The following is a 19,427-nucleotide window of genomic DNA, read 5'->3' as shown; positions in this document are numbered from 1 at the left end:
CTACCCCCGCGACAGCGGCGTCGTCATGCAGTGGACCCCGCCGCCGCCGGCGGTGAGCGCGCTCGGCAGGAGGCCGGTACCGTCGGGCAACACCTCGACGCCTCGTTCTTTCAGCGCCTCGATGGTGTGGTTGCGCTCGGGGCGGTACTCGCCGGTCCCCTCGGCGTCGTCGCGGTAGATCGCGACCACCGTCCCGTCGTCGACGGTCAGGAAGTTCGTCGGCCAGCGTTCGAGCCAGTCGGGATTGATCGTGTCGTAGCCCTTCTCGTCGAGGTACGACAGCACCGTCGTGGTTTCGCGCCGGCGGTACTCGTCGCCGCGGCGCTCGTAGACGTCGACCTCGGCGGCGGCCGCGAGGCGCTCGCGGGTGACCGCCAGCCCCTCGGCCGCGACGTTGAGCCACCCGTCGAGGTGGAGGACCCGCGAGCCGGTGGCGTACTCCTCGGCCATCGCCCGGCCGGCTTCGAGGGGCGCACGAACCAGTCCGACCTCCTCGAACCCGATCGCCCCGGCGTCGAGCAACTGTTCGCCGGCGGCGTAGCTGGTCCGGAGGATCTCCTCCTCGCCGTCGACCACCGCCGAGGTGCCTACCAGCGCGAAGTCGCCGGCCGGTACGAAGTCCCCGCCCTCGATTGGTTCGTCGGTCACCTGATGGGCGACGTCGGCCCCGACGCCCTCCCACGCGGTCCGGACCAGCGGGATCTCGGGCTGGCGGACCGCGTCGTACATGTTGGCGACGATCGGCCCCTCGTCGCCGAGCAGGTTGTGGTCGCGCTGGAAGTACATGTTCGAGATCGGGCGCTCGAAGCGGACGTCGGCGACCGTCGACTCGGCCGACCGGCCCCACCAGTTGGCCTCGCCCGCCCCGGCGTCGCGGTCGAGCAATCGCGGGCGGCTCAACACCAGCCCGAGCTTCTCGCGGGCGTCGAACGCATCGAGGACGGCGTCGACGTCCGGAATCGGGCGGACGTCCCCCGGCGTCGACTCGGTCGCGGCGGCGACCTCCCGGACCAGCTCGTCGAGCGCTCCGGCCGCGGCGAGGTCGTCGGCGAGCTGGTGGACCTCGACGCCCGCACGCTCGAAGGTCTCGATCAGGTGTCGGTGTTCCCGGCGGGCGCGCTCGGGCGCCACCGGCTCGAAGAACAGCGATCGCTCGGGGTCGAGGCTCCCGGTCAGCAGTTCGGGGCCGGGCGTGTGGACCCGGACCGCGTTCAGCGCGTCGTACTCGGCCGTTGCGGAGTGGTGTGTCACGATGGGCGTACGTGTCCGTAGGATGGCATAAATCTATGCGTCGCCCCGGTAGGCGTCCGGTTTTCCCGGACCGTCGCCGACTCAGTGGTCCGCCAGCGTCGACTCGGTCGCTCGGGCCAGCGCCCGGATTCCCCGCTCCATCTCGTCGAGCGAGACGTGGCTGAACGAGAGCCGGAGGCAGTTCTCGCCGCCGTCGTCCGGGAAGAACTGCTCGCCCGGGAGGTAGGTGACTCCCTCGTCGGCGGCGGTCGGGAGCAGCGCCTCGGCGTCGATCCCCTCGGGGAGTTCGACCCAGACGAAAAAGCCGCCGTTTGGCTCGGTCCATTCGGCGCCCGGCGGCATGTGTTCGTCGAGCAGGTCGAGCATGTGATCACACCGGCGCTCGTAGGCCGCCCGGAGCTCCTCGACGTCGGCCTCGAAGCGACCCTCGGCGCAGTAGCGCCCGAGCACGCTCTGGGTGAACGTGTTGGTCCCGCCGGCCCGCATCCGGGTGATCTCGGCGAGCGGTTCCGCGTCGGCGAGCACCCATCCCGTCCGGACCCCGGGCGCGATGGTCTTCGAGAACGTGTTGACCCGGACCACCCGGCCGGAGTCGTCGAGCGCCGCGAGCGGCGCCACGGGGTCGCCGCGGTACCGCAGGTCGTCGTAGGCGTCGTCTTCGAGCACGACGAAGTCGTACTCCTCGGCCAGCTCCAGGAGGCGTTCGCGGCGCGGGCGCGACATGGTGGTCCCGCCGGGGTTCTGGAAAGTCGGGATGGTGTACAGCAGTTTCGGGAGGGGCCGGCCGTCGGCCCGCCGGGCGTCTAGCTCCGCCGCGAGCGCGTCGACGTCGAGGCCGTCGGCGTCGGCCTCGAAGCCGGTCACGTCGACGCCGTAGTTCGCGAACAACTTGAGCGCGCCCATGAACGTCGGCGCCTCCACGAACACCTCGTCGCCGCGTTCGAGGAACGTGTGACAGACCACGTCGATCGCGTGGGTAGAGCCGTTCGTCAACAGGACGTTCTCCTCGTCGCAGTCGATGCCTCGCTCGCGCTCGCGCTCGACGACCGTTTCGGTGAGACGGTCGACGTACTCGCCGCCGCCGTACTGGAGCGCGCGCTCGCCCTCTTGTTCGAACACGGCCTCGGCGGCCGCGACGAGCTGGTCCTCGGGGAACGATTCGGGGAATGGAAAGCCGAAGCTCAGCGACACCGCACCGGGGGCCTTTATCGACCGCCAGCTTCCGTACCCCTCTTCGTTCAGTCCGTCTCGTACAGTCTCGGTGAACAGGTGATCGAACGCACCCGTCCGCTCGTTGTCTTGCATGTGTGTAGTTCAGAAGTCGACCGGTATCTCGACGACCGTCGGTCGGTCGCGCGCGAACGCCGCCTCCAGCGCGGCGGGCAACTCCGTCTCGACCGCGTCGGCGTCGACCCGCTCGGCGGCGGCGCCGAACGCCCGGGCCAGCGGGACGAACTCGGGGTTCTCGATGTCGGTCCCGACGATCCGGCCGTCGTAGTCTCGCGCCTGGATCTCTTCGAGGACGCCGTAGCAGTCGTCGTTGACGACCACGATCGGCACCGCGAGGTCGTGCTTGACTGCGGTCGCGAGCGCCTGTACCGTGAACAGGAACCCGCCGTCGCCGACCAGCCCGACGACCTGCGTGTCGGGCGAGCCGACCGCCGCGCCGAACGCCGCGGGCGGCCCGAATCCGAGCGTCCCGAACCCCCGGGGGAACAGAAAGGTGTCGGGCTCGCGGACGGGGAACTCGCTCGACGCCGCGTACGACACCTTCGTCATGTCGTTGACGACCACCGCGTCGTCGTCGAGCGCCGCCCGGAGCGCCGCGAGGATCCGGTGGCGGCCGTCGCGGTCGTCGGGCCCCAACTCGATACGCGCCCGGAGGTCGGCGACCGCCTCGCGCTGGTCGTCGCCGAACTCGACGCCCCTCGATTCGACCCGGTCGGCGAGCTCGGGGACCGCCGCCGCCGCGTCGGCGACGATGCCGACCTCGGTCGGGTAGGTCTTGCCGAGGGTTCGGTAGTCGATGTCGATCTGGACGAGGGTCTCCGGGAGGTCGACCGACTCGAACTCCCGGGGACTGAGTTCGGTGCCGATCGCGATCGCGAGGTCCCGGGACTCGACGAACTCGGCGACCGGCTCGCGACCGGTGGTCGCCCCGAGCGCGAGCGGGTGGTCGGCCGGGACGACGCCCTTGCCCGCGACCGTCGAGACGACCGGGACGCCGGCGGCGTCGACGAGCCGGCGGACCGCGTCGGCCGCACCGGACGCGCCGCCGCCGACCACGAGTAGCGGCCGGTCGGCCTCCGCGAGCCGGTCGACCGCCGCCGCGAGCCGGGTCTCGTCGACCGGGTCGGGGGACGGCTCGCCGACAGGCGCCGCGAGTTCGACCCGTTCTTCGCGGGCCAACACGTCGGTCGGGATCTGGACGTGGACGGGACGGGGCCGACGGGTCCGGAGGTACTCGACGGCGTCCGAGATCGCCTCGGGGACGTCGGCGACCCGCGTCACCCGCTCGCTGTAAGCCGCGATGCTTTCCATCGCGCCCTGCTGGTCTTTGAGCTCGTGGAGGTAGCCTTTCCCCCGCTCGTCCTCGTTGGTCTCGTTCTGGCTGGAGACGACGAGCAGCGGCGAGGAGTCCGAGTAGGCCTGCCCGATCGGCGTCGCGGCGTTCGTCAGCCCGGGGCCGGTGATGACCAGCGCGACCCCGATCCGTCCGGTCGTTCGGGCGTACCCGTCGGCCATGAAGCCGGCGCCCTGTTCGTGGCGGGTCGTGACGTGGTCGATGTCGCTGTCGAGGAGCGCGTCGTAGACGTCGAGCGTGTGCACGCCCGGGATCCCGAACGCGACGTCGACGCCCTCCCGCTCGAGCTGTGCGACGACCGCCTCTCCGCCGGTCAGTCGCGGCATGTGGTACTCATCCTCAATCGTTCGTGAAACAGGCAGGCATTCGGACATATTCCTTTCGGTGGCGGCAGTCGGCGACTCCGAGGCGTCGCGGCGAATCCGACGCGAGGCAACCAGAAGTCGTCCGGCACGTCGCTCGGGATCCCAGATACGGGGCGTCCGCCAGCGAGATCCGATCGACGGCGAACTCGACCGGTTACTCGTCGGTCTCGTCGACCAGTTCGGCGGCGTTCGTCAGTTCGGCCTGGATGTCGTCGATGACCTCGTGCTGGTACTGGCTCGCCTCGTAGATCATCGTCGAGTCCGAGGCGAGGCTGGCGGTCGTCTCCGATAGCTCGTCGACCACCGCCGCGACCTGCTCGATCGAGGTAGCCTGATCCTCGGTCACCTTCGAGACTTCCGTGACGCCGTCGGCGGTCTCCTCGGTCGCGTCGATGATGTCCGTGAGCCGATCCATCACGGTCTCGGTGCTTTCGATCCCCTCTTCGAGTTCGCTGTAGGTCTCGGTGACCCCCTCGATCGTGTTCGCGGCCTTCGTTTCGACGTCGGCGTGGACCGCCTCGCGCTCGTCGCACCGGGAATCAAGTCCAGAGCGAGCAACGCGAACCTCGACGCGAACCAGGCCGACGTTCGGTCGTTCAGCGACCCCGACGAGGCGTTCGACTGGGCGGTCGAAGCGTAGTCGTCCGGTAGGTTCCTCGTTCGGGCGGAGTCACTCGGCACCGTCGGACCAACGAGTGACTCTTTCGGCACCCGGCTGTACGCGCCCACCGGCGGTTCGCGGCGTCAGCGCGAGTGACGCCGAGCGACGATCGAGTGGTCTCGACGTGACGGGGTGTACTACTCGACAATTTTATATGGCGTGTATTAAAAGGGACGTGTAAGTGGATTAGTCGATCGAGTCACTTTCGATAGTTCAAATTACCGTCCCCGCTCTCGGAAGCGCGAGCGTTCGGGAGTTGGTCTACAGATGAGCAAGGCGAGTGCCTCGGGGCTTGACCCCGAGGCGGTTCACTACAGCGGCGAAACGACCGAAGACTGGCGGGGTGACATCGATGCGATGGAAAAGCGAGTCTCGTCGGACGACGTGATCGTGGTCCAGCCAAACCGGATCGAATCTCGAAACCTCGTCGACTACTACTACGACGGCCCGTCGGTCCGGGTCGTGCCGATCGCGCCGAGCGGCAGTCTCGAACAGCGCCACACCGAACAGCTCGACGCGATCACGCGGACCGATACGACGGTCTGGTTCGTCCGGTTCAAGGAGGCGGGACCCGACACGTTCCCGGCGCAGTTCGGCAACTACTCGGTGCGATCGTTCGACGAGGACGGACTGGTCGTCGTGTATCGGCTCGACCCGCCCGATTCGCGAAACCGGACCGACACCACAGGAGCCGACTCGATCTCCGACGTCGCCGGACTCACGACTCGTCCGGGGAGTCGACAATCTGGCGTCGCGGTCCGGCGGCCCAGTGTCGTCCGCAGATTGCGGTAGTGACGGCTATCGCCGATCGGGCGGACGATGAGTTTCAGGAGCCGGTGGATGGCCCTCCGCGACGTTAGTCGGTGCGCGTCGAGTAGAGCCCGCCCGGGAGAATCAGGACGCCGCCTCGATCGCGAGAAACGGCTTGCCGGTGGTCGTGTGCTTGAGAAACGCCTCGCCGGGCGAGTCCGGTGGGACGTACGCCGTGACGGTGTCGCCCGGCCCGTCGTCGGCCAGTTGGGCTCTGGCCTGGTCTTCGTTTCCGAACTCCCTCGGAAGTTCGCCGGGGTAGACGTTCGTGGAGGTGTACGACCCTCCCTCGTAGGTGTAGTCGAACGTCACACGAGGCCTGTATCTACTCCCCCTTGCTCGCTTTCTGTTCTGTCACCGCGGTCGAAGCGATAGTCGCGTCCACCTAGACCGCGGAGGCCAGCGCCGAGGACTGGGTGGTGTAGCTGTACGCCCCGTACCCGATCGTGGCGACCCCGACGAGTAGCATCACGACGAGCCGAACCGTTCCGAAGGGACCGTCGAACTCCATAGCGAGTAGAAATGTGCAACGTGGGTATATCTTTAGCACTCTACATCTCTCCGACTCCTCCGCCTATCTGACCGATTCGCTACGTCCGGTAGAGAACGTAGAGGAGATAGAGGCTCGATCCGGTGACGAGCGCGCCGCCGAGAACGTAGCCCGCGATCGCGAGCGGCGACAGCGCGTAGAGCGCGAGCTGGAACAACTGGAGGCCGACGAGAAGCGCGACGACCGACAGCCCCGTCCAGAGTGCGGTCGCGACCAGACTCCGGCTCGTGTCGATCACCTCGTCGCGGACGATCTCGCGAACCCGCTCCTCGGTGAGTCCGTCGGAGGGCGCCATAGCCGGGTGTACGACGCCCAACTGGAATAAAATGTCGACTGGTCGGCTCGAACCCAACTGCCAGCAGGTCGCGACCGCCACGACGGCCACTACGGACGAGGTGTCCCGTTCACTCTGGGTCGTCCGCTCGCTCCGCTTTCACCGCTTCAGAAAAGACGTCCGTGAGGATGTCCGATAGCCGCTCGACGCCGATTTCGTCGATCGCTTCCGCCACCCGTTCAGCGTCCCCCGGATTATCTTGCTCGTCGCTCATACGACGAGACTCTCGTTCGTGTCGAATGTACGTGACGGTGACTCGCCTGTCCCGACCGCCGCGCCAGAACGTGGCGCGTTCGAGGGCGTCGACAGAGCAGACCCAACGACTCCGAGGACTCACGTACGACTCAGACGGGCGATCGCCAAAAGTATTCAAATTCCGATAGTTGTCGGGACCGGATGCGGTGGATGACAAAACGGAGTCTACCGCGACTCGAAGCGGGCGGCCTCCCGTTTTATCCGGCCGCTGACCGTAGGCATCACATGATCTCACGAATCCTCGTTCCGATGGACGACTCGGAGATGGCCGAGAGAGCGCTCGAATACGCCCTCGAAAACCACTCCGACGCCGAGATCACCGTCATGCACGTCGTTGGCGAACCGTCACCGATGGGGGGAACGGCCACGGCGCTCGCCGTCGAAGACGACCTCGAAGAAGCCGCCGAGGAGCGCGCGAAGGAGGTCTTCGACCGCGCGAGGGATCTCGCCGCCGACCGCGACGTCGAGATCACCACCGACGTTCGACTGGGACAGCCGGTTCGGGCGATTCTGAACCGCGCCGACGACTTCGACGCGGTCGTGATCGGGAGCCACGGCGGATCGGTCGCCGACCGACTGTTCGTCGGTAACGTCGCCCAGAAAGTGTTCCGACAGTCTCCGGTGCCGGTGATCGTCGTTCGGTGAGTACCTCCTACGAGGGCCCAGATGGACGTGGCTGGACAGAGTCGGCGAACGAACTGCGATCGACGAGAGGACGACTGTCGGTTCAGGTCAGTTCCGTCCGAGCGGTATCGGGATACTCATCAGGCGTTATCGAGTGGAGAGCCACGTAAAACACCTTCGTCGAAAGCTACTGATCTCTGTTCGGTATGCGGCGTGATGGGCGCTGCAGGATTCTCACCGCAAAACCGCAATAGGGCATCGGGTTGCTGGTCTATCCCTCAACGACCCGCAAACGAGTTTTACTATGGCAACCACCAGCACACCCGACTTAGAGGAATTGACACCCAACGAAGCAGTACAGATGTATCTCGCCGACAAGCAGAGTGACTCGGCAGAAGCCACCGTGCGCTCCCACAAGAGCCGACTCGGACACTTTCTGGACTGGTGTGACGAGAACAGCATCGAGAACCTGAACAACCTGAGCGGGCGAGACCTCCACCGCTACAAACTCTGGCGGCAGGAAGGCATCAACAAGGTCACGCTCAAAACCCAACTCGACACACTCCGAGTCTTTATCCGCTTCTGCGAAGGAATCGACGGCGTTCGACAAGACCTCTCCCAAGCCGTTCAATCCCCGAAGTTAGAGGACGGCGACAACCAGCGAGAAGTCATCGTAGAACAGGAACAGGCCGAACAGATACTCGGATACCTGGAGAAGTACGAATACTGCACACTCCGCCACATCTACGCTATCCTCCTCTGGAAGACAGGGATGCGAGTCGGTGCTACACGAGCCGTCGATGTTGGTGATGTACATCTTGACGAGATGGCTATCGAAGTGAACCACCGACCAGATGGAGAAACGCCAATCAAGAACAAGGATGCAGGCGAGCGGTATATCGCCATCTCCGAGGAAACGACCGAGGTTCTGCGTGATTGGATTCAGGATAGACGGCCTGCAGTCACGGACGACTACGGGCGCAACCCACTCCTCGCAACCAAGCACGGACGAGTCCATATCGAGACTCTGAGGAAGTACTCGTATCAGCTCACCCGCCCGTGCGAAATCGGAAACGGCTGTCCCCACAACCGAGACCCTGAGGACTGTGAAGCAATCGGCTTCAACGACGCCTCGAAGTGTCCTGAGTCCAAGTCACCGCACTCGTGGCGTCGTGGACACATCACTCACCTACTCCGCCAAGACACCCCAAAGACGGTCGTCTCGGACAGAGTGAACGCATCACCCGAAGTGCTTGAGGCACACTACAATCAGATGACGGAGAAAGAGAAGATGGCCCAGCGTCGAGACTACCTCGGCGATATCTAAACGACTGACTGCGTTCTTTTCTCAAAACTTCTGTTCCTGAATCAAAATCGGTGCCTTTAAGCTTACCTATCAACAATATAGTAATATGCCAAACGAAACAAGTCAGAACGGAGGTGATGAATTCACACAAGAAGAAGTTGAGGCTCGAACAGCGAAAATCCTGAATCGAGAACCACGGATGGACCCGAGAGACGCAGAGCGTGAAGCGAAGAAAGCCCTGAGTTGGAAGTACGATATGCTCTCCGCAGGTGCGGGTGAGACGCATGAATAAGTGGGAGCAACTCGAAGGCGGTGCGAGTCGGTACGACCTCGTGAAGACGGGCGCTGTTACTTCAGTTGAACTCGAAGCCTATCGAGACGCCGAGTCCCGAGAAGAGTTCGAAGAATTAGTTGAGGAGGGTAGAGCGGTCGCCGACCACGCTGAACACGAAGAACGGTATCGCCGACCGAAGTTCTAGAGCAAGCCAAGAACAGCATCTATCACTTTGCTTGCCGCCCACCCGAGGAACAGGAGAGTACCTCCAATCACAATCAAAGCGTCAATATTCGAGCCATCATCCGACGACTTCTTCGACTTACTCGAACTAGACTTCCCACTTGACCCCGACTTTCGCTCCTTCTTCCGCTTTGCTCGCTTGAGAGATTTCTCTGCTTCTTCTTCACTCAAATCATACTCGTTCGGGTCAATCTTAGACATGTGAGAGTATAGAGGCTCCAAGTCCTGTAGTGCTCGGGAGCAGTGAGAGCGCCTTTAGAGCTATAGAACAACCATACAGTATGAACGAGAACGACGATGTGACTGAGGAGATTCCTGAGGAAGCCAGAGAAGAATACGATGAAGAGAACCTAGACGACGCTACTGACGAGGAGCTGCTCGAAGAGTACTACAACACGGTGATGCACCTCGGGATTTGCGAGGCTGAAGGACAAATCGATATGACGCAGAAGCGATGGGAAGGAGTCCTAAGAGAGAAGATTCGGTCGAGGATGGACGAGGATTACACGCCGACCTACTGACTTAGCCGATTATTTTTATTTTATTCACCTCACGACGAGATTGCTCTCGCCCCAAAATAACTCAAATCTGAAGATGGAGGGTAGACGGGCTGACGCCCTCGGATTGAACCCGACCAGCTCCAACAAGACGGCGGAGAAAACTGTTTCTGTACTAACTATACTACTAACTATAATATAATATACTATTTACTGTGTATGTTATATGTATATTGGATTCTAACTTGCACATCCTGTGCTTGTTAGAGAGGTGGTTATTTTGCCCATCCTCACGCACCATCTTCAGGTCGGCTTTGGGACTTTCCCTGATTCCTGAAACTGCGGATTTCTACGGTTTCACCGATTCAATCCTATCGCATCGAGATGTGTCGAGAGCAATCTGAGCCGTTGGTGGATTAAATAAAAATAATCTCAGAGTGGCGGTTGAATCACGGCATCAGGAGTTTTGCGAGCCACATCACGAATCGGACTGGAGCTAATATCACACGAACTGGCATCTTAGCAACTTTCCATATGAGGAGGAGTATCCCGACGAACGCCACGAATAGGATTCCGAGTCCTGCGAGGATGTATTCAGTCGGGAGATACTCGTCGAGGATATCTCCAAGTGAGTATGCTGGTTCGGACCCGCCAACAATCGCCGAAATCCTGTCTGTGTCGTGGACGACGGCCACCGACCGATGGTAGTTGCTGTCGTGGGCTATCTTAGTCTCATACACGAGGTCGCCCGTGCTTGGGTCGTATAGGCGGTAGACGAGCGTGGGCGTGTCCGAGGTGAGGTTCTCAGCCGTTCCCTGTCGAGTCTGGAACTGGTGAAGGTATCCTGAATCGTATTCAAGCGTCGAGAGGCGGTGAGATGTATTATCGGACGGGTTGGCTGTGTAGAGTACTGTTTCGTCCGAGTTTGCCGTGGTTCCGTACTGTCGGAGTTCATCACCGACTGTGGCGTACACTTGGTTGCCATCGGAAGCAGCTGCTCGGAGAAGAGATTCTGACTCAACATACGACCAAGTGGTTTGGCCGTCAGTTCTGAACTCCAGATAGGAGTCGCCCGAGGTCTGGTAGACATATCCTTGACTCGTGAATTCGATGCGGGAGAGTGAGCCGCTGAAGTCATCTGTACGGTTCGTTCCCTTGTAGATGAAAGTCGCTCCGAGGTCATCTGAGTAAGCGGCTTGTTCAAGTTGCCCATCTTGAATCCCCATCGAGTATGATTGTATAGGCACGGATTCGTATGTGTACATCTCAGTTAGAGAATCATCTGAGAAATCGAATCGGTAGGTGGTCTCGCTTGTGCTGAAGTGGAGTGTGCCGTTGTCAGCGACCGCCCACCGCCCAAGTTGGGTGCTAGTGAGATTGAGTTTATGAGATTCAACGGTATCGCCTGATGCTGAATCAATCGAGTAGATGTGGGCAGTATTGTTCGAATCGAGGCTGAGAGCGTAGACTTGATTCGCTGTTTCATCTGATGCGACAGCGATTGCGGATTCAGGTTCAGTTGTGTTCGAGTGATTCAGTTCCGTCACCCAAGCGGTCTCGTTCGTCGCAGGGTCTACAGCGTACACGGTGTCCTTGATTGGCTGTCCGTTCCTATCCTCAAAGGCGGTGAAGACGAGAAGGTCAGCGACTTCTTCAGATGGACTACTTTCGGTTGTCTGGGCTGTTACATCGCCGACCATCATCGGTGGGGCAACCATCATCGACAGAACGAGCATCACGAGGATGAGGGCGAACTGTTGCTGACCGCTTCGGAAGGCAAGCACGGCCAAGAGGATGAAGATGAGGAAACCGATGCCACCGACGCCGAAGACGACTGCAAGCACATCAGTTGTGCCACCATCTCCACCGCCACCTGGGACGATTACTCCCACATCATCTCCGTCGTCCGTGGTCGTTTCACCGCCACCGTCATCCGTTGTTGTTTCAGTCGTTTCGTCTGTGAGTGCGAAATCTACCTGCGTCGTATTGTTCTCTGAAATAGATACAGACTGTTGAGTGGTGTTGAATCCAGACTTGCTGACTTCGACTGTATAGGACTCTCCTGCAGTCAGTTCGTACTCAACTGGGGCAGTCGTGTTTTGTGCTGACCGAATCGTGTCTCCTGATGAGTCTGAGACTTGGACAGACCAGTTTTCGAGTTCCGTGCCGCTGTCGTTAGTGACGCTGGTGATGTTGAGCGTTCCAGTTCCAGCATATTCGATTGAGAAACTCTGAGTGTTTGTCTGGGCGTGGTAGACGGTCGTGTTGTTGATTCGCTGTGGTTGAAGTCCGAGACCATCTACCTCGATATCGTATGTCCCACCGTAGGCGTCGATATAATTAGAACCAAACTCAGCAGAGTCGTTCTGGTAGATTTTCGCTCCAGACTCGTTGTAGATGGAAATCTGGTATGAGTGGTCATACGAGTAGAGACTCGCTTTATTGATGGAGACCTCATACTCTCCGACTGCGTAATATTCGAGACTACTCACCCACGAGTTCCGAAAAAAATCGTGCTCTAATTCTGCGGCGTTCCCTGTCTTTTCCGTGACGACTGTTCCAGTCGCCGTATCGAACTCGACATAGGTTTCGTTGATTTCGCCCTGTGCGGACGCATCTGGCTTGATGTAAGCGTTGACGATGAGCGTCCCGTTTGGCTTGACAGCTGCAGTTTGAAGCGAGCCTTGGTCGGTATATTCGATTTCGTAGACCGATTCGCCAGTGGAGCGGTTGACGATGTGCGTGTCCCACTCGTCCTCCGAACGCCCCTCGATGCGGACGCTGATGACGACATACTCATCCGTGGACGCATGGACGGTGTTATGAGTTTGATGAGCCACCTCAGAGATATTCTTGGTCTCGTAAGAGCTAGAAGCGTACTCTGCAGTCGTTGAGGTCGAGTAGTTACCTGTTCCATCATACGAGGCGTCGGAGACTGTGAGCGTCCCGTTTGCGTCGAGACTGTAGATTGTATCTTTAGAGATGGATTGCCGCTGGTGGTCGAGCGTAGTTAGGAGATTCCCAGATGGGTCAAGGGCAACACGCTGACCTCCGCTGCCTGTTGTGTTGATGAGTTCGCCAGTAGTTGCGTTGAGCTTGTATAACTCGTAATTCGAGGCGACATAGACATATTCGCCGTTTCCGACCACAGCAGAGCGGGCTGACCCTTCTGTATTGCCGATATCTTCGTTTCTGACTGAGGTCTGCCAGAGGACTGTGCCTGTTTCGTTGTATGCCGTGATTTCGGTGGAGTTAGAGCCGCCCCAGTTGGTTGCGTTGAGCCACGCAATATTGGCCGTCGTCTTTGCGTCTGTTTCGTTGCCAACTGGCTCAGTGTCGTTGACGGAATCCATCGCTGCCGCACCGACGATAGCCGCACCCCCGACCATCGCAACGAAGAACAGTCCGATGACTACGAGTGTTAGTTGTTCGCCGATACTCAAATTTCTAAGAAAACTTGCCATACTTATATTAACTTATTTACAACACTAAATATTTAGTCCCTGACAGTAACTATTTAAGTATGACTGAGACTGATTCAAGAAAATCAAAATCGACGCCACGGGACAAAATCTATGCTGTCATCCACAAGACGGACAAAATTCAGCTAACTGTTGAAATCGTCCAAGACGAGGTTGATGAAGACCTTTCTGCGTTTACTGTATCACACGCTCTGCACGGGTTGTGGGAAGAGGATGTGCTAGCTCACAAAGAGAACAGCCCATACTGGTATGTGAAATAGTTCGCTCATGCGTGCGTCCAATATATCAAATTACGGTAACACTTTTAGTGGTAGAAAGTATATAGTTTCCTATGGGTAATTACCTAAATAAACTTAATCCAAATTCGTCTACTGCCTCTGGTAGTGGCGATGACGGCCCAAGTCGTATCGCACAAACAGGTGTCCTCGCTCTTATCGGGATGTTGGTTGTCAGCCTCTTCGCTGGACCAGCCGCCGCTGCTTCCGTGACAGGGATTCAGGTTGCAGAACCAATATATGATGAGACAAGTGGAGAATACACCGCATATCCTAGCTTAACTGTGGATAACGCCACAACAGGAGAGACTGAAACGATTACAGTTGATTCAGGGACTGGCGACCTCACTCTGAACGAGTCGGGCGTACTGGTAACTGGCGGTGCTCCTCTCTCAATTAACAATATCACAGATAACGGGGACGGTACATATGATATCGTAGTTGAGTTCACATCCGATGTGAGCAGCTCAACGAGTTTCAATATCGCTACGCCGTTCACCGTCTCTGAAGGTGGTGAAGCAACGGTTAGTGTTGCTAACACATCCTACTCGGATACTTTCCAGTACTCCGAGGCAACAGGTACTTTCGAAATCGGTAGTCTCTCGACTTCCGACGGTACTACCTTCGAGAACCTTAGTGGCGAGCAACTCGTCATCGAAGACTCGAACGGAACTGAGGTAGTCAACACGACTAACTTCAGCGAGAATTACAGTACCGAACTCGCTTCTGGTGAGGATTACACAGTACGGCACTCTGCCGACCACTACGACGAATCCTCGACGGTATACAGCATCTCGTACAACAACACGACGACTGCTGACCTTACCTTCCAGCGCACGCAGGTAGACTATGAGTTTACAGTCGAGAACAACGGTTCGGCTCTCGAATCCTTCGATATCAACCTCTACGATGGTTCAAGTATCGGCGATAACGAGTCCGCTGTTGCGTCTGCAACTGTCACAAGTAACGACAGCAACACAGTGACTTTCACTGGTCTCGATGATGGTTCCACATACACTCGTGAAATCGTCTACACGGACGCTGACGGTAACGAGACGACCTACACGGAGACCTTCACCGTAGATAGCTCTCAGGCTACAAACGGCACGGTCTCCCAGACAATCGATGTAGCGACTGATTCCTCTTCGGATGACAGCGGCTTCATCGGTAGTGTTGGTGACTTCAACAACCCGCTCAGCGGACTCGGCGACCAGATTCCAGATGACCCTGTAGTCCTTGTACTCACGGTCATCGCTGGATTCGTTGCGACTGTTGGAACGCTCTTCACTCTCCTCTGGGTGAAGAACGGTCTCAAGTTCAACAACCTCTAGAATAGTTGCTTAACCACCCGTAACAGGGTTTTCGGCGTGCTGGTGCTTCCACCTGAGTTCGATTCTTAGGGCGTCTCTCAACAACCAAAACATAAAATAAGTGATATAATATGATTCAAGAATTTCTCAACTCAACGGAAGCACCTGGAAAAGCATCGTGGACGAGCGACAAGATGCTCGCTTTCATCGCAGTCTTAGTTACATCAGCGATGATGTTCTTCGTCGGGCTTGCTGTCCTTGCTCCTGAGGCGGTCAAGACTATCGGATTTGCTGTACTCGGGATTGGCGGGTCTATCCTCAGCGTGATTGCTGTAATCGTACTGCTCTACAACTTCAATAAAATCCTCAAAGAAACTGGGTTCCGCTAAGTGATTCAACATGACTTCTCACAATCTACTCTCGCTTCTGGCTGTTCTCCTCATCTTGATGACGACCGTGACGGGTGCGGTCGGGACTGTAGCCGCTTCTCCGTCACCGTCTGGTGATGTAGTCGCTGATGATGTACAGTTCCAGCAGGAGACACCGACGCCAGACGAAAACGACACGGCGAACAATTCAACGAACAACACGACCTCGACGGCCACTCAAACTGATACAGGAGACTTCGCTGGGACAAACGATTCTGGTGATTCAGGCGACTCGGGAGATACCGTTGTGGTGCAAGTCGGCGATGGTGACGATTCTGATTCATCCTCGAACGAGTCTAATTCTTCAGCGACTGCAGGAGATGACGAACCACCGTTTAACCTGAGCCAAGCAGACTACCAGTTCCCGTCAGGTGTGTTACTCCAAGAGCGGGGACACGGCGATGAGACTGTCACCTTCATCGTCTACAATCCAACCGATAGCGAAATCGGGGTCATCTACGATAACGGAGTCAAAGGTGAGGGTGACGGGTTTTACCTCGCACCAGGTGAATCTAGAAAGATTACTGCTGAGACAAGTGGGTGGATATTGAGACAATCTACAGCAGTTACGACAGAAGTTCTTGATATAGAATCGTTTGAGGGTGGTAAAGACCACACAGTTGACTATCATCCGCTCGTTATCAACTGGAATCCTTCAGGAAGTATGGGTCCGCTCATCGGAGTCATCGGCGGAATTGCTATTATCCTGATGTTCGTTGCGGTGATGAAGTTCAACCTCAGAGTCGGACGAATTGCGATTCCACTCACTGGACAGCCCGTCCAGGGACTCTACTCTGAAGACGACCTTCCAGACCGTGACGACCCATATCGGAAGCAAGCTAAGGATATTCTCCACGGATACGGCATCCTTGCCGTCGTCGGGTTCAAGTGGATTATCGGCAGTCTTGCGTTCTGGGACTTGTATCCAATCGCCTTCTTTTGGGAGTTACTCTCAGGGTTCGGACGGCTCTACGACCCTAGCACGCTCGTCACACTCTCCGAGGTCTACTCGAACCTGATGGTGTACTGGGCGTATGATGTTGTTCTCTTCATCGTTCCAGTCTGGATTATCGGCAAGTGGTATCTCAAGCGGAACGGAGTCTACCTCCACGATATCGACCCGAAGACAGGAGACAATCACACATACCTCCTCAGCCCGACTCGGTTCGCTGACCTTGCAGTCTTCAAGAAGGGTCGAGACCCAGAGACAGGCCGACGACTCAAACCAAAACCTGTTGAGAAGAATCGTCTCGCCGAGAACAACAAAGACACGGACAGGCGCTCGTATGAGTGTGAGAACTACGACCCACGGAAGAACGCCGCTTACCTCTCGTGGGAAGGTGAGAAGAAGAAGGTGAAACCATCCCAGCTCCGACGCCACGACCGACTCGTCGATTACCTCCTCGAAACAACATCGACGCTCTGGGACCGATACGGGAACCTTCGAGACAAATTCACCATCCTCGCACAGCAGGAGTCCCGACGCCTCAACGCAAAGCAGACAGCACAAATCGAGGGGGGAATCCTCGAAGACGGTGAGAACACCCGAGACCGCCTCGACTCCGAACTCCAGGAAGCAGGCTTCGATGATGTAGTCGAAGGTGAAGAACGGACTATCGAGGATGTGGTTAAATCCTCAACTGATGAAGACGCTCCACACCTCGAATCTGATGCCGCTGGCTCAGCGGGTGAAAACCGAGGAGCCAAGCAAGCAATAGAGGGCGTGCAGTAGGCCGCACCGCTTCAGATGTTCGTGACGAAACTGAGGGAAAGGGTGCAGAGAACCACATCTACGAGTGGGCGGTCAAAGTCCTTGAAAACGAAGACCTCTCCCGAACACTTGCTGACCGTCGTGAATCGTGGCACGAGTTCCGAGAAGAGTTCGGCTATCCAAATCTCAATTATGTGGAGACCGAGGAGTTCCGTAAAATTGTCTCGAAGGAGACGACCGTCGAAGTCGGCAGCTCGATGAAAAACGAACGGATGGCGATTCTCAAATACTTCGTCTCTCGTGCAGAGCGACCTGAACTCAAGCACAAGCGACTGTGGACTTGGCTCTACCAGTATCTCCAGACGCACGGGAACGACTACATCACACAACACCTGTCGGGTGATATGGGGTCGGGGAAAACCGACTTCGCTATCTTTGAAGCGAGACTCTGGAAGCTGAATCATCCAGACGGTGAAATCCTCTCCAACATCGAATCGTTCGAGCAGGCGACGACTGTCCTAAATCAGGACGAACTCGATGAGTGGATAGAAGAGAATCCTGACACGGACTACTTCTTCGTATTTGACGAAGCCAACAAGCACGCCAGCGGGACTGGTGACTCCTCTGCTGTTGAAGACCAGCTCTACCCGCTTGTTACCTTCATCCGAAAGAACGACGGCAACCTCGTCATCATCGGCCACAACCCGAAAGATATCCACAAGTGGGTTCGAGAACTCTGCGACTTCGTTCACAAGACTGGATTGAAGACAGCGAAATTCTACAACTCGGTCGGGGAGAACGGGGAACCAGAAGGACACTTCAAGACGCTTCGAAACATCCCACAGACCAGCTACGACTACGACACGAACGAGGTCTCGGATTGGTCGTGGTCTGATGAAACAACTCGTGTCTGTATCGGGACGACACAAGATGGTGGTCGGTGTGGTGCTGTGGTTCGGATTCCATACGGCGAGGAACCTGAGTACTTCTGTGATTCGCACAAGAATCAGAACGAGCCACATCCAGATGTGCCCGCAGCAGAGTTAGAAGATACGCCGTTTGAACCGACCGAATCTGAGGTCTCTGAATCTTCTGACAACGCCCCAAGCGAACCTGTGCTCTCTAACGATTCCAAGCCAGAAAGTGAACAGGAGTCCGATGAGACCGCTGAGGAAGCCCGTGATTCGGCTGATGCAGAAGAAAACCCTACCTCGAACGAATCAACAGCGGACGAGCAGAACGGTTCAACAGCTCTGACCGTCGAGAACATCCCGCCAGATGGATGGGCGAAGATATTCGATAAGAGCGGTCTCCACAAAGACCACATCGACTCGTGGAGTCAAGTCGAGAGTATCCTCAACGACAGAGAGTTGGATGACCTCAAACGGATGATGGACTAACTACGACTCGTCTCTTAGCCGACTTCCATGAGTTCAAACGCTATCTCCCGAGTCTTCTCCATATCTTCTAACTCCCACTCTTGAGCGTAATTGAGTTCCTGGATGAGTTGGTCTTCCTCGATTGGAAACACACGGAACGAGAACTGCATCTGTCCCGTTGAGCGTCTACTGAATCCATCAATTGCGATGAATCGAGGGCCATCAGCGTCAGAATTTCGAACACAGAATCGTGAGTCGAACGGACTTGTTACTCGAATCGACTTCTCGCCGTTCTCAATCTGATTGATTTCCTCGACCGAGAAGAAGTCCTTGAGAACGGTGATGTTATCATACGAGAACCGACGGACACGACCTCGCTCAAACCCGAGTTCTCGAAACCGCTTGATTCGGTCAATTGGATGTGGGCGGTACTGAGATAATCGTTCCCGCAGAGATTTCGGTCGATTCTGCTCGGCGATGTAGCCTACCTGTCGGCCCTTCCGTTGGACTGATGTTCCGAGATTCTCGTATAGGCTACTCTGATTTGCAGGGAGAGAGTCCTTCGCATCTATCCACTTTCGGTCGAGGAGTTCAATTGCTTCCGTGAGGTCTGGGGGTGAGAGTGTACTGTTCTTCCGTTCCGTCAGTCGGTCCACATAGTCATCGACGGTCTCGATGGTGTTCCGTTGCTTCTCGGTAGTCAGTTCTGAGGATTTGTACCACGCCCTGTCGATTCCGCTTGCAGCTGAAGCGATGTTGTCGAACCACTCGTCACGGTCTCGGTTGTCTCGACGGCGTGCCTCAAACCAAGAAACGAGGAGGGCAACAGCTGCAGGGAGAAGTAGAGAAGAGACGAGGATTTGAATCCACGATGGAGATTGAGCCATCTTAGTTGACGCTCACGCTGGTAGTGTTTCAATTCTTCCCCCCAATATTCTGAAGCCAAACATGGGTGAGCGTCTCGCTCTTGTGTAGAGCTACGGAAAGACCCTATAGTTACACTGAGCCAGCCATAATCTGGGAGTATGTCTTCTGCTCAGCCGGCGTTCGGCGCGATGTTTCGAGAGCTGATCAACCTGGGCGTCGTC

The 19,427-nt window shown here is 57.7% G+C and carries 22 protein-coding genes; 12 read left to right on the top strand and 10 right to left on the bottom strand.

Going from position 1 to position 19,427, the window contains the following annotated elements:
• The 4 genes from EPL04_RS17620 to EPL04_RS17605 all read right to left on the bottom strand — a co-directional run bounded on the left by EPL04_RS17620 (nucleotide 1) and on the right by EPL04_RS17605 (nucleotide 4,615).
• Nucleotides 1–1,251 carry an arginine deiminase family protein gene (locus EPL04_RS17620; RefSeq protein ID WP_167599516.1) on the bottom strand — a complete coding sequence of 417 codons (1,251 nt, stop codon included), beginning with the start codon at nucleotides 1,249–1,251 and terminating at the stop codon, nucleotides 1–3.
• A gap of 81 nt (nucleotides 1,252–1,332) precedes the next feature.
• Nucleotides 1,333–2,556 carry an aminotransferase-like domain-containing protein gene (locus EPL04_RS17615; RefSeq protein ID WP_134672494.1) on the bottom strand — a complete coding sequence of 408 codons (1,224 nt, stop codon included), beginning with the start codon at nucleotides 2,554–2,556 and terminating at the stop codon, nucleotides 1,333–1,335.
• A gap of 9 nt (nucleotides 2,557–2,565) precedes the next feature.
• A complete protein-coding gene (locus tag EPL04_RS17610) occupies nucleotides 2,566–4,161 on the bottom strand; it encodes a thiamine pyrophosphate-binding protein (RefSeq protein WP_167599515.1) in 1,596 nt (531 codons plus the stop codon).
• 193 nt (nucleotides 4,162–4,354) lie between these two features.
• Nucleotides 4,355–4,615 carry a hypothetical protein gene (locus EPL04_RS17605; RefSeq protein ID WP_134672492.1) on the bottom strand — a complete coding sequence of 87 codons (261 nt, stop codon included), beginning with the start codon at nucleotides 4,613–4,615 and terminating at the stop codon, nucleotides 4,355–4,357.
• Between the two features lie 93 nt (nucleotides 4,616–4,708).
• Here EPL04_RS17605 and EPL04_RS19375 point away from each other — a divergent pair, with 93 nt between their 5' ends.
• A complete protein-coding gene (locus EPL04_RS19375; RefSeq protein ID WP_280633731.1) occupies nucleotides 4,709–4,840 on the top strand; it encodes a hypothetical protein in 132 nt (43 codons plus the stop codon).
• Nucleotides 4,841–5,128: 288 nt separating this feature from the next.
• Nucleotides 5,129–5,653, top strand: coding sequence for a hypothetical protein (locus EPL04_RS17600; RefSeq protein ID WP_134672491.1), 525 nt, complete (start codon nucleotides 5,129–5,131; stop codon nucleotides 5,651–5,653).
• 102 nt (nucleotides 5,654–5,755) lie between these two features.
• Here the strand turns inward: EPL04_RS17600 and EPL04_RS17595 are convergent, their stop codons facing one another.
• The 4 genes from EPL04_RS17595 to EPL04_RS18930 all read right to left on the bottom strand — a co-directional run bounded on the left by EPL04_RS17595 (nucleotide 5,756) and on the right by EPL04_RS18930 (nucleotide 6,769).
• A complete protein-coding gene (locus EPL04_RS17595) occupies nucleotides 5,756–5,983 on the bottom strand; it encodes a DUF3592 domain-containing protein (protein WP_134672490.1) in 228 nt (75 codons plus the stop codon).
• Between the two features lie 73 nt (nucleotides 5,984–6,056).
• A complete protein-coding gene (locus tag EPL04_RS19370) occupies nucleotides 6,057–6,182 on the bottom strand; it encodes a hypothetical protein (protein ID WP_280633730.1) in 126 nt (41 codons plus the stop codon).
• A gap of 79 nt (nucleotides 6,183–6,261) precedes the next feature.
• A complete protein-coding gene (locus EPL04_RS17590; protein WP_134672489.1) occupies nucleotides 6,262–6,516 on the bottom strand; it encodes a hypothetical protein in 255 nt (84 codons plus the stop codon).
• A 109-nt stretch (nucleotides 6,517–6,625) separates the two neighbouring features.
• Nucleotides 6,626–6,769, bottom strand: coding sequence for a hypothetical protein (locus EPL04_RS18930; protein WP_167599514.1), 144 nt, complete (start codon nucleotides 6,767–6,769; stop codon nucleotides 6,626–6,628).
• Between the two features lie 266 nt (nucleotides 6,770–7,035).
• Here EPL04_RS18930 and EPL04_RS17585 point away from each other — a divergent pair, with 266 nt between their 5' ends.
• The 5 genes from EPL04_RS17585 to EPL04_RS17565 all read left to right on the top strand — a co-directional run bounded on the left by EPL04_RS17585 (nucleotide 7,036) and on the right by EPL04_RS17565 (nucleotide 9,778).
• Complete coding sequence (locus EPL04_RS17585) at nucleotides 7,036–7,455, top strand: universal stress protein (protein ID WP_134672488.1); 420 nt, start codon at nucleotides 7,036–7,038, stop codon at nucleotides 7,453–7,455.
• 283 nt (nucleotides 7,456–7,738) lie between these two features.
• Nucleotides 7,739–8,761 carry a tyrosine-type recombinase/integrase gene (locus EPL04_RS17580; protein ID WP_134672487.1) on the top strand — a complete coding sequence of 341 codons (1,023 nt, stop codon included), beginning with the start codon at nucleotides 7,739–7,741 and terminating at the stop codon, nucleotides 8,759–8,761.
• A gap of 85 nt (nucleotides 8,762–8,846) precedes the next feature.
• Nucleotides 8,847–9,032: a hypothetical protein gene (locus EPL04_RS17575; protein WP_134672486.1), complete on the top strand. Its 186-nt coding sequence runs from the start codon at nucleotides 8,847–8,849 to the stop codon at nucleotides 9,030–9,032.
• On the top strand, nucleotides 9,025–9,219 hold the full coding sequence (locus EPL04_RS17570) for a hypothetical protein (protein WP_134672485.1): 195 nt from the start codon (nucleotides 9,025–9,027) through the stop codon (nucleotides 9,217–9,219). Before EPL04_RS17575 ends, EPL04_RS17570 begins: the two co-directional genes overlap by 8 nt.
• Nucleotides 9,220–9,538: 319 nt before the next feature.
• Entirely contained in the window at nucleotides 9,539–9,778 is a 240-nt protein-coding gene (locus EPL04_RS17565) for a hypothetical protein (RefSeq protein WP_134672484.1), read from the top strand.
• 425 nt (nucleotides 9,779–10,203) lie between these two features.
• Here EPL04_RS17565 and EPL04_RS17560 read toward each other — a convergent pair whose 3' ends face one another.
• Nucleotides 10,204–13,218 (bottom strand): carboxypeptidase-like regulatory domain-containing protein, encoded by a 3,015-nt coding sequence (locus EPL04_RS17560; protein WP_134672483.1) that lies wholly within the window; start codon nucleotides 13,216–13,218, stop codon nucleotides 10,204–10,206.
• Nucleotides 13,219–13,277: 59 nt separating this feature from the next.
• On the opposite strand from EPL04_RS17560, the gene EPL04_RS17555 reads away from it, so the two are divergent.
• From EPL04_RS17555 to EPL04_RS17535, 5 genes are all read left to right on the top strand, one after another.
• On the top strand, nucleotides 13,278–13,496 hold the full coding sequence (locus tag EPL04_RS17555; RefSeq protein ID WP_134672482.1) for a hypothetical protein: 219 nt from the start codon (nucleotides 13,278–13,280) through the stop codon (nucleotides 13,494–13,496).
• Nucleotides 13,497–13,567: 71 nt separating this feature from the next.
• Nucleotides 13,568–14,842, top strand: coding sequence for a hypothetical protein (locus tag EPL04_RS17550; RefSeq protein WP_134672481.1), 1,275 nt, complete (start codon nucleotides 13,568–13,570; stop codon nucleotides 14,840–14,842).
• Between the two features lie 110 nt (nucleotides 14,843–14,952).
• On the top strand, nucleotides 14,953–15,210 hold the full coding sequence (locus EPL04_RS17545; protein ID WP_134672480.1) for a hypothetical protein: 258 nt from the start codon (nucleotides 14,953–14,955) through the stop codon (nucleotides 15,208–15,210).
• Between the two features lie 10 nt (nucleotides 15,211–15,220).
• Nucleotides 15,221–16,981: a hypothetical protein gene (locus EPL04_RS17540; protein WP_134672479.1), complete on the top strand. Its 1,761-nt coding sequence runs from the start codon at nucleotides 15,221–15,223 to the stop codon at nucleotides 16,979–16,981.
• A 173-nt stretch (nucleotides 16,982–17,154) separates the two neighbouring features.
• Nucleotides 17,155–18,360, top strand: coding sequence for a hypothetical protein (locus tag EPL04_RS17535; RefSeq protein ID WP_134672478.1), 1,206 nt, complete (start codon nucleotides 17,155–17,157; stop codon nucleotides 18,358–18,360).
• A 14-nt stretch (nucleotides 18,361–18,374) separates the two neighbouring features.
• On the opposite strand, the gene EPL04_RS17530 is transcribed toward EPL04_RS17535, so the two are convergent.
• Complete coding sequence (locus EPL04_RS17530; protein ID WP_134672477.1) at nucleotides 18,375–19,226, bottom strand: hypothetical protein; 852 nt, start codon at nucleotides 19,224–19,226, stop codon at nucleotides 18,375–18,377.
• Nucleotides 19,227–19,427: the final 201 nt, after the last annotated feature.

The organism is Halorussus marinus (genome assembly GCF_004521895.1).
GTDB lineage: Archaea > Halobacteriota > Halobacteria > Halobacteriales > Haladaptataceae > Halorussus > Halorussus marinus.
This window is presented reverse-complemented; position numbering and strand designations above follow the sequence as displayed.

What these genes read in the sequence shown, in the direction of transcription:
- EPL04_RS17615 (WP_134672494.1), bottom strand. Translation starts at nt 2,556, where the DNA reads ATGCAAGACAACGAGCGGACGGGTGCGTTCGATCACCTGTTCACCGAG.
- EPL04_RS17610 (WP_167599515.1), bottom strand. Translation starts at nt 4,161, where the DNA reads ATGCCGCGACTGACCGGCGGAGAGGCGGTCGTCGCACAGCTCGAGCGG.
- EPL04_RS17605 (WP_134672492.1), bottom strand. Translation starts at nt 4,615, where the DNA reads ATGGATCGGCTCACGGACATCATCGACGCGACCGAGGAGACCGCCGAC.
- EPL04_RS17600 (WP_134672491.1), top strand. Translation starts at nt 5,129, where the DNA reads ATGAGCAAGGCGAGTGCCTCGGGGCTTGACCCCGAGGCGGTTCACTAC.
- EPL04_RS19370 (WP_280633730.1), bottom strand. Translation starts at nt 6,182, where the DNA reads ATGGAGTTCGACGGTCCCTTCGGAACGGTTCGGCTCGTCGTGATGCTA.
- EPL04_RS17590 (WP_134672489.1), bottom strand. Translation starts at nt 6,516, where the DNA reads ATGGCGCCCTCCGACGGACTCACCGAGGAGCGGGTTCGCGAGATCGTC.
- EPL04_RS18930 (WP_167599514.1), bottom strand. Translation starts at nt 6,769, where the DNA reads ATGAGCGACGAGCAAGATAATCCGGGGGACGCTGAACGGGTGGCGGAA.
- EPL04_RS17585 (WP_134672488.1), top strand. Translation starts at nt 7,036, where the DNA reads ATGATCTCACGAATCCTCGTTCCGATGGACGACTCGGAGATGGCCGAG.
- EPL04_RS17580 (WP_134672487.1), top strand. Translation starts at nt 7,739, where the DNA reads ATGGCAACCACCAGCACACCCGACTTAGAGGAATTGACACCCAACGAA.
- EPL04_RS17575 (WP_134672486.1), top strand. Translation starts at nt 8,847, where the DNA reads ATGCCAAACGAAACAAGTCAGAACGGAGGTGATGAATTCACACAAGAA.
- EPL04_RS17570 (WP_134672485.1), top strand. Translation starts at nt 9,025, where the DNA reads ATGAATAAGTGGGAGCAACTCGAAGGCGGTGCGAGTCGGTACGACCTC.
- EPL04_RS17565 (WP_134672484.1), top strand. Translation starts at nt 9,539, where the DNA reads ATGAACGAGAACGACGATGTGACTGAGGAGATTCCTGAGGAAGCCAGA.
- EPL04_RS17560 (WP_134672483.1), bottom strand. Translation starts at nt 13,218, where the DNA reads ATGGCAAGTTTTCTTAGAAATTTGAGTATCGGCGAACAACTAACACTC.
- EPL04_RS17555 (WP_134672482.1), top strand. Translation starts at nt 13,278, where the DNA reads ATGACTGAGACTGATTCAAGAAAATCAAAATCGACGCCACGGGACAAA.
- EPL04_RS17550 (WP_134672481.1), top strand. Translation starts at nt 13,568, where the DNA reads ATGGGTAATTACCTAAATAAACTTAATCCAAATTCGTCTACTGCCTCT.
- EPL04_RS17545 (WP_134672480.1), top strand. Translation starts at nt 14,953, where the DNA reads ATGATTCAAGAATTTCTCAACTCAACGGAAGCACCTGGAAAAGCATCG.
- EPL04_RS17540 (WP_134672479.1), top strand. Translation starts at nt 15,221, where the DNA reads ATGACTTCTCACAATCTACTCTCGCTTCTGGCTGTTCTCCTCATCTTG.
- EPL04_RS17530 (WP_134672477.1), bottom strand. Translation starts at nt 19,226, where the DNA reads ATGGCTCAATCTCCATCGTGGATTCAAATCCTCGTCTCTTCTCTACTT.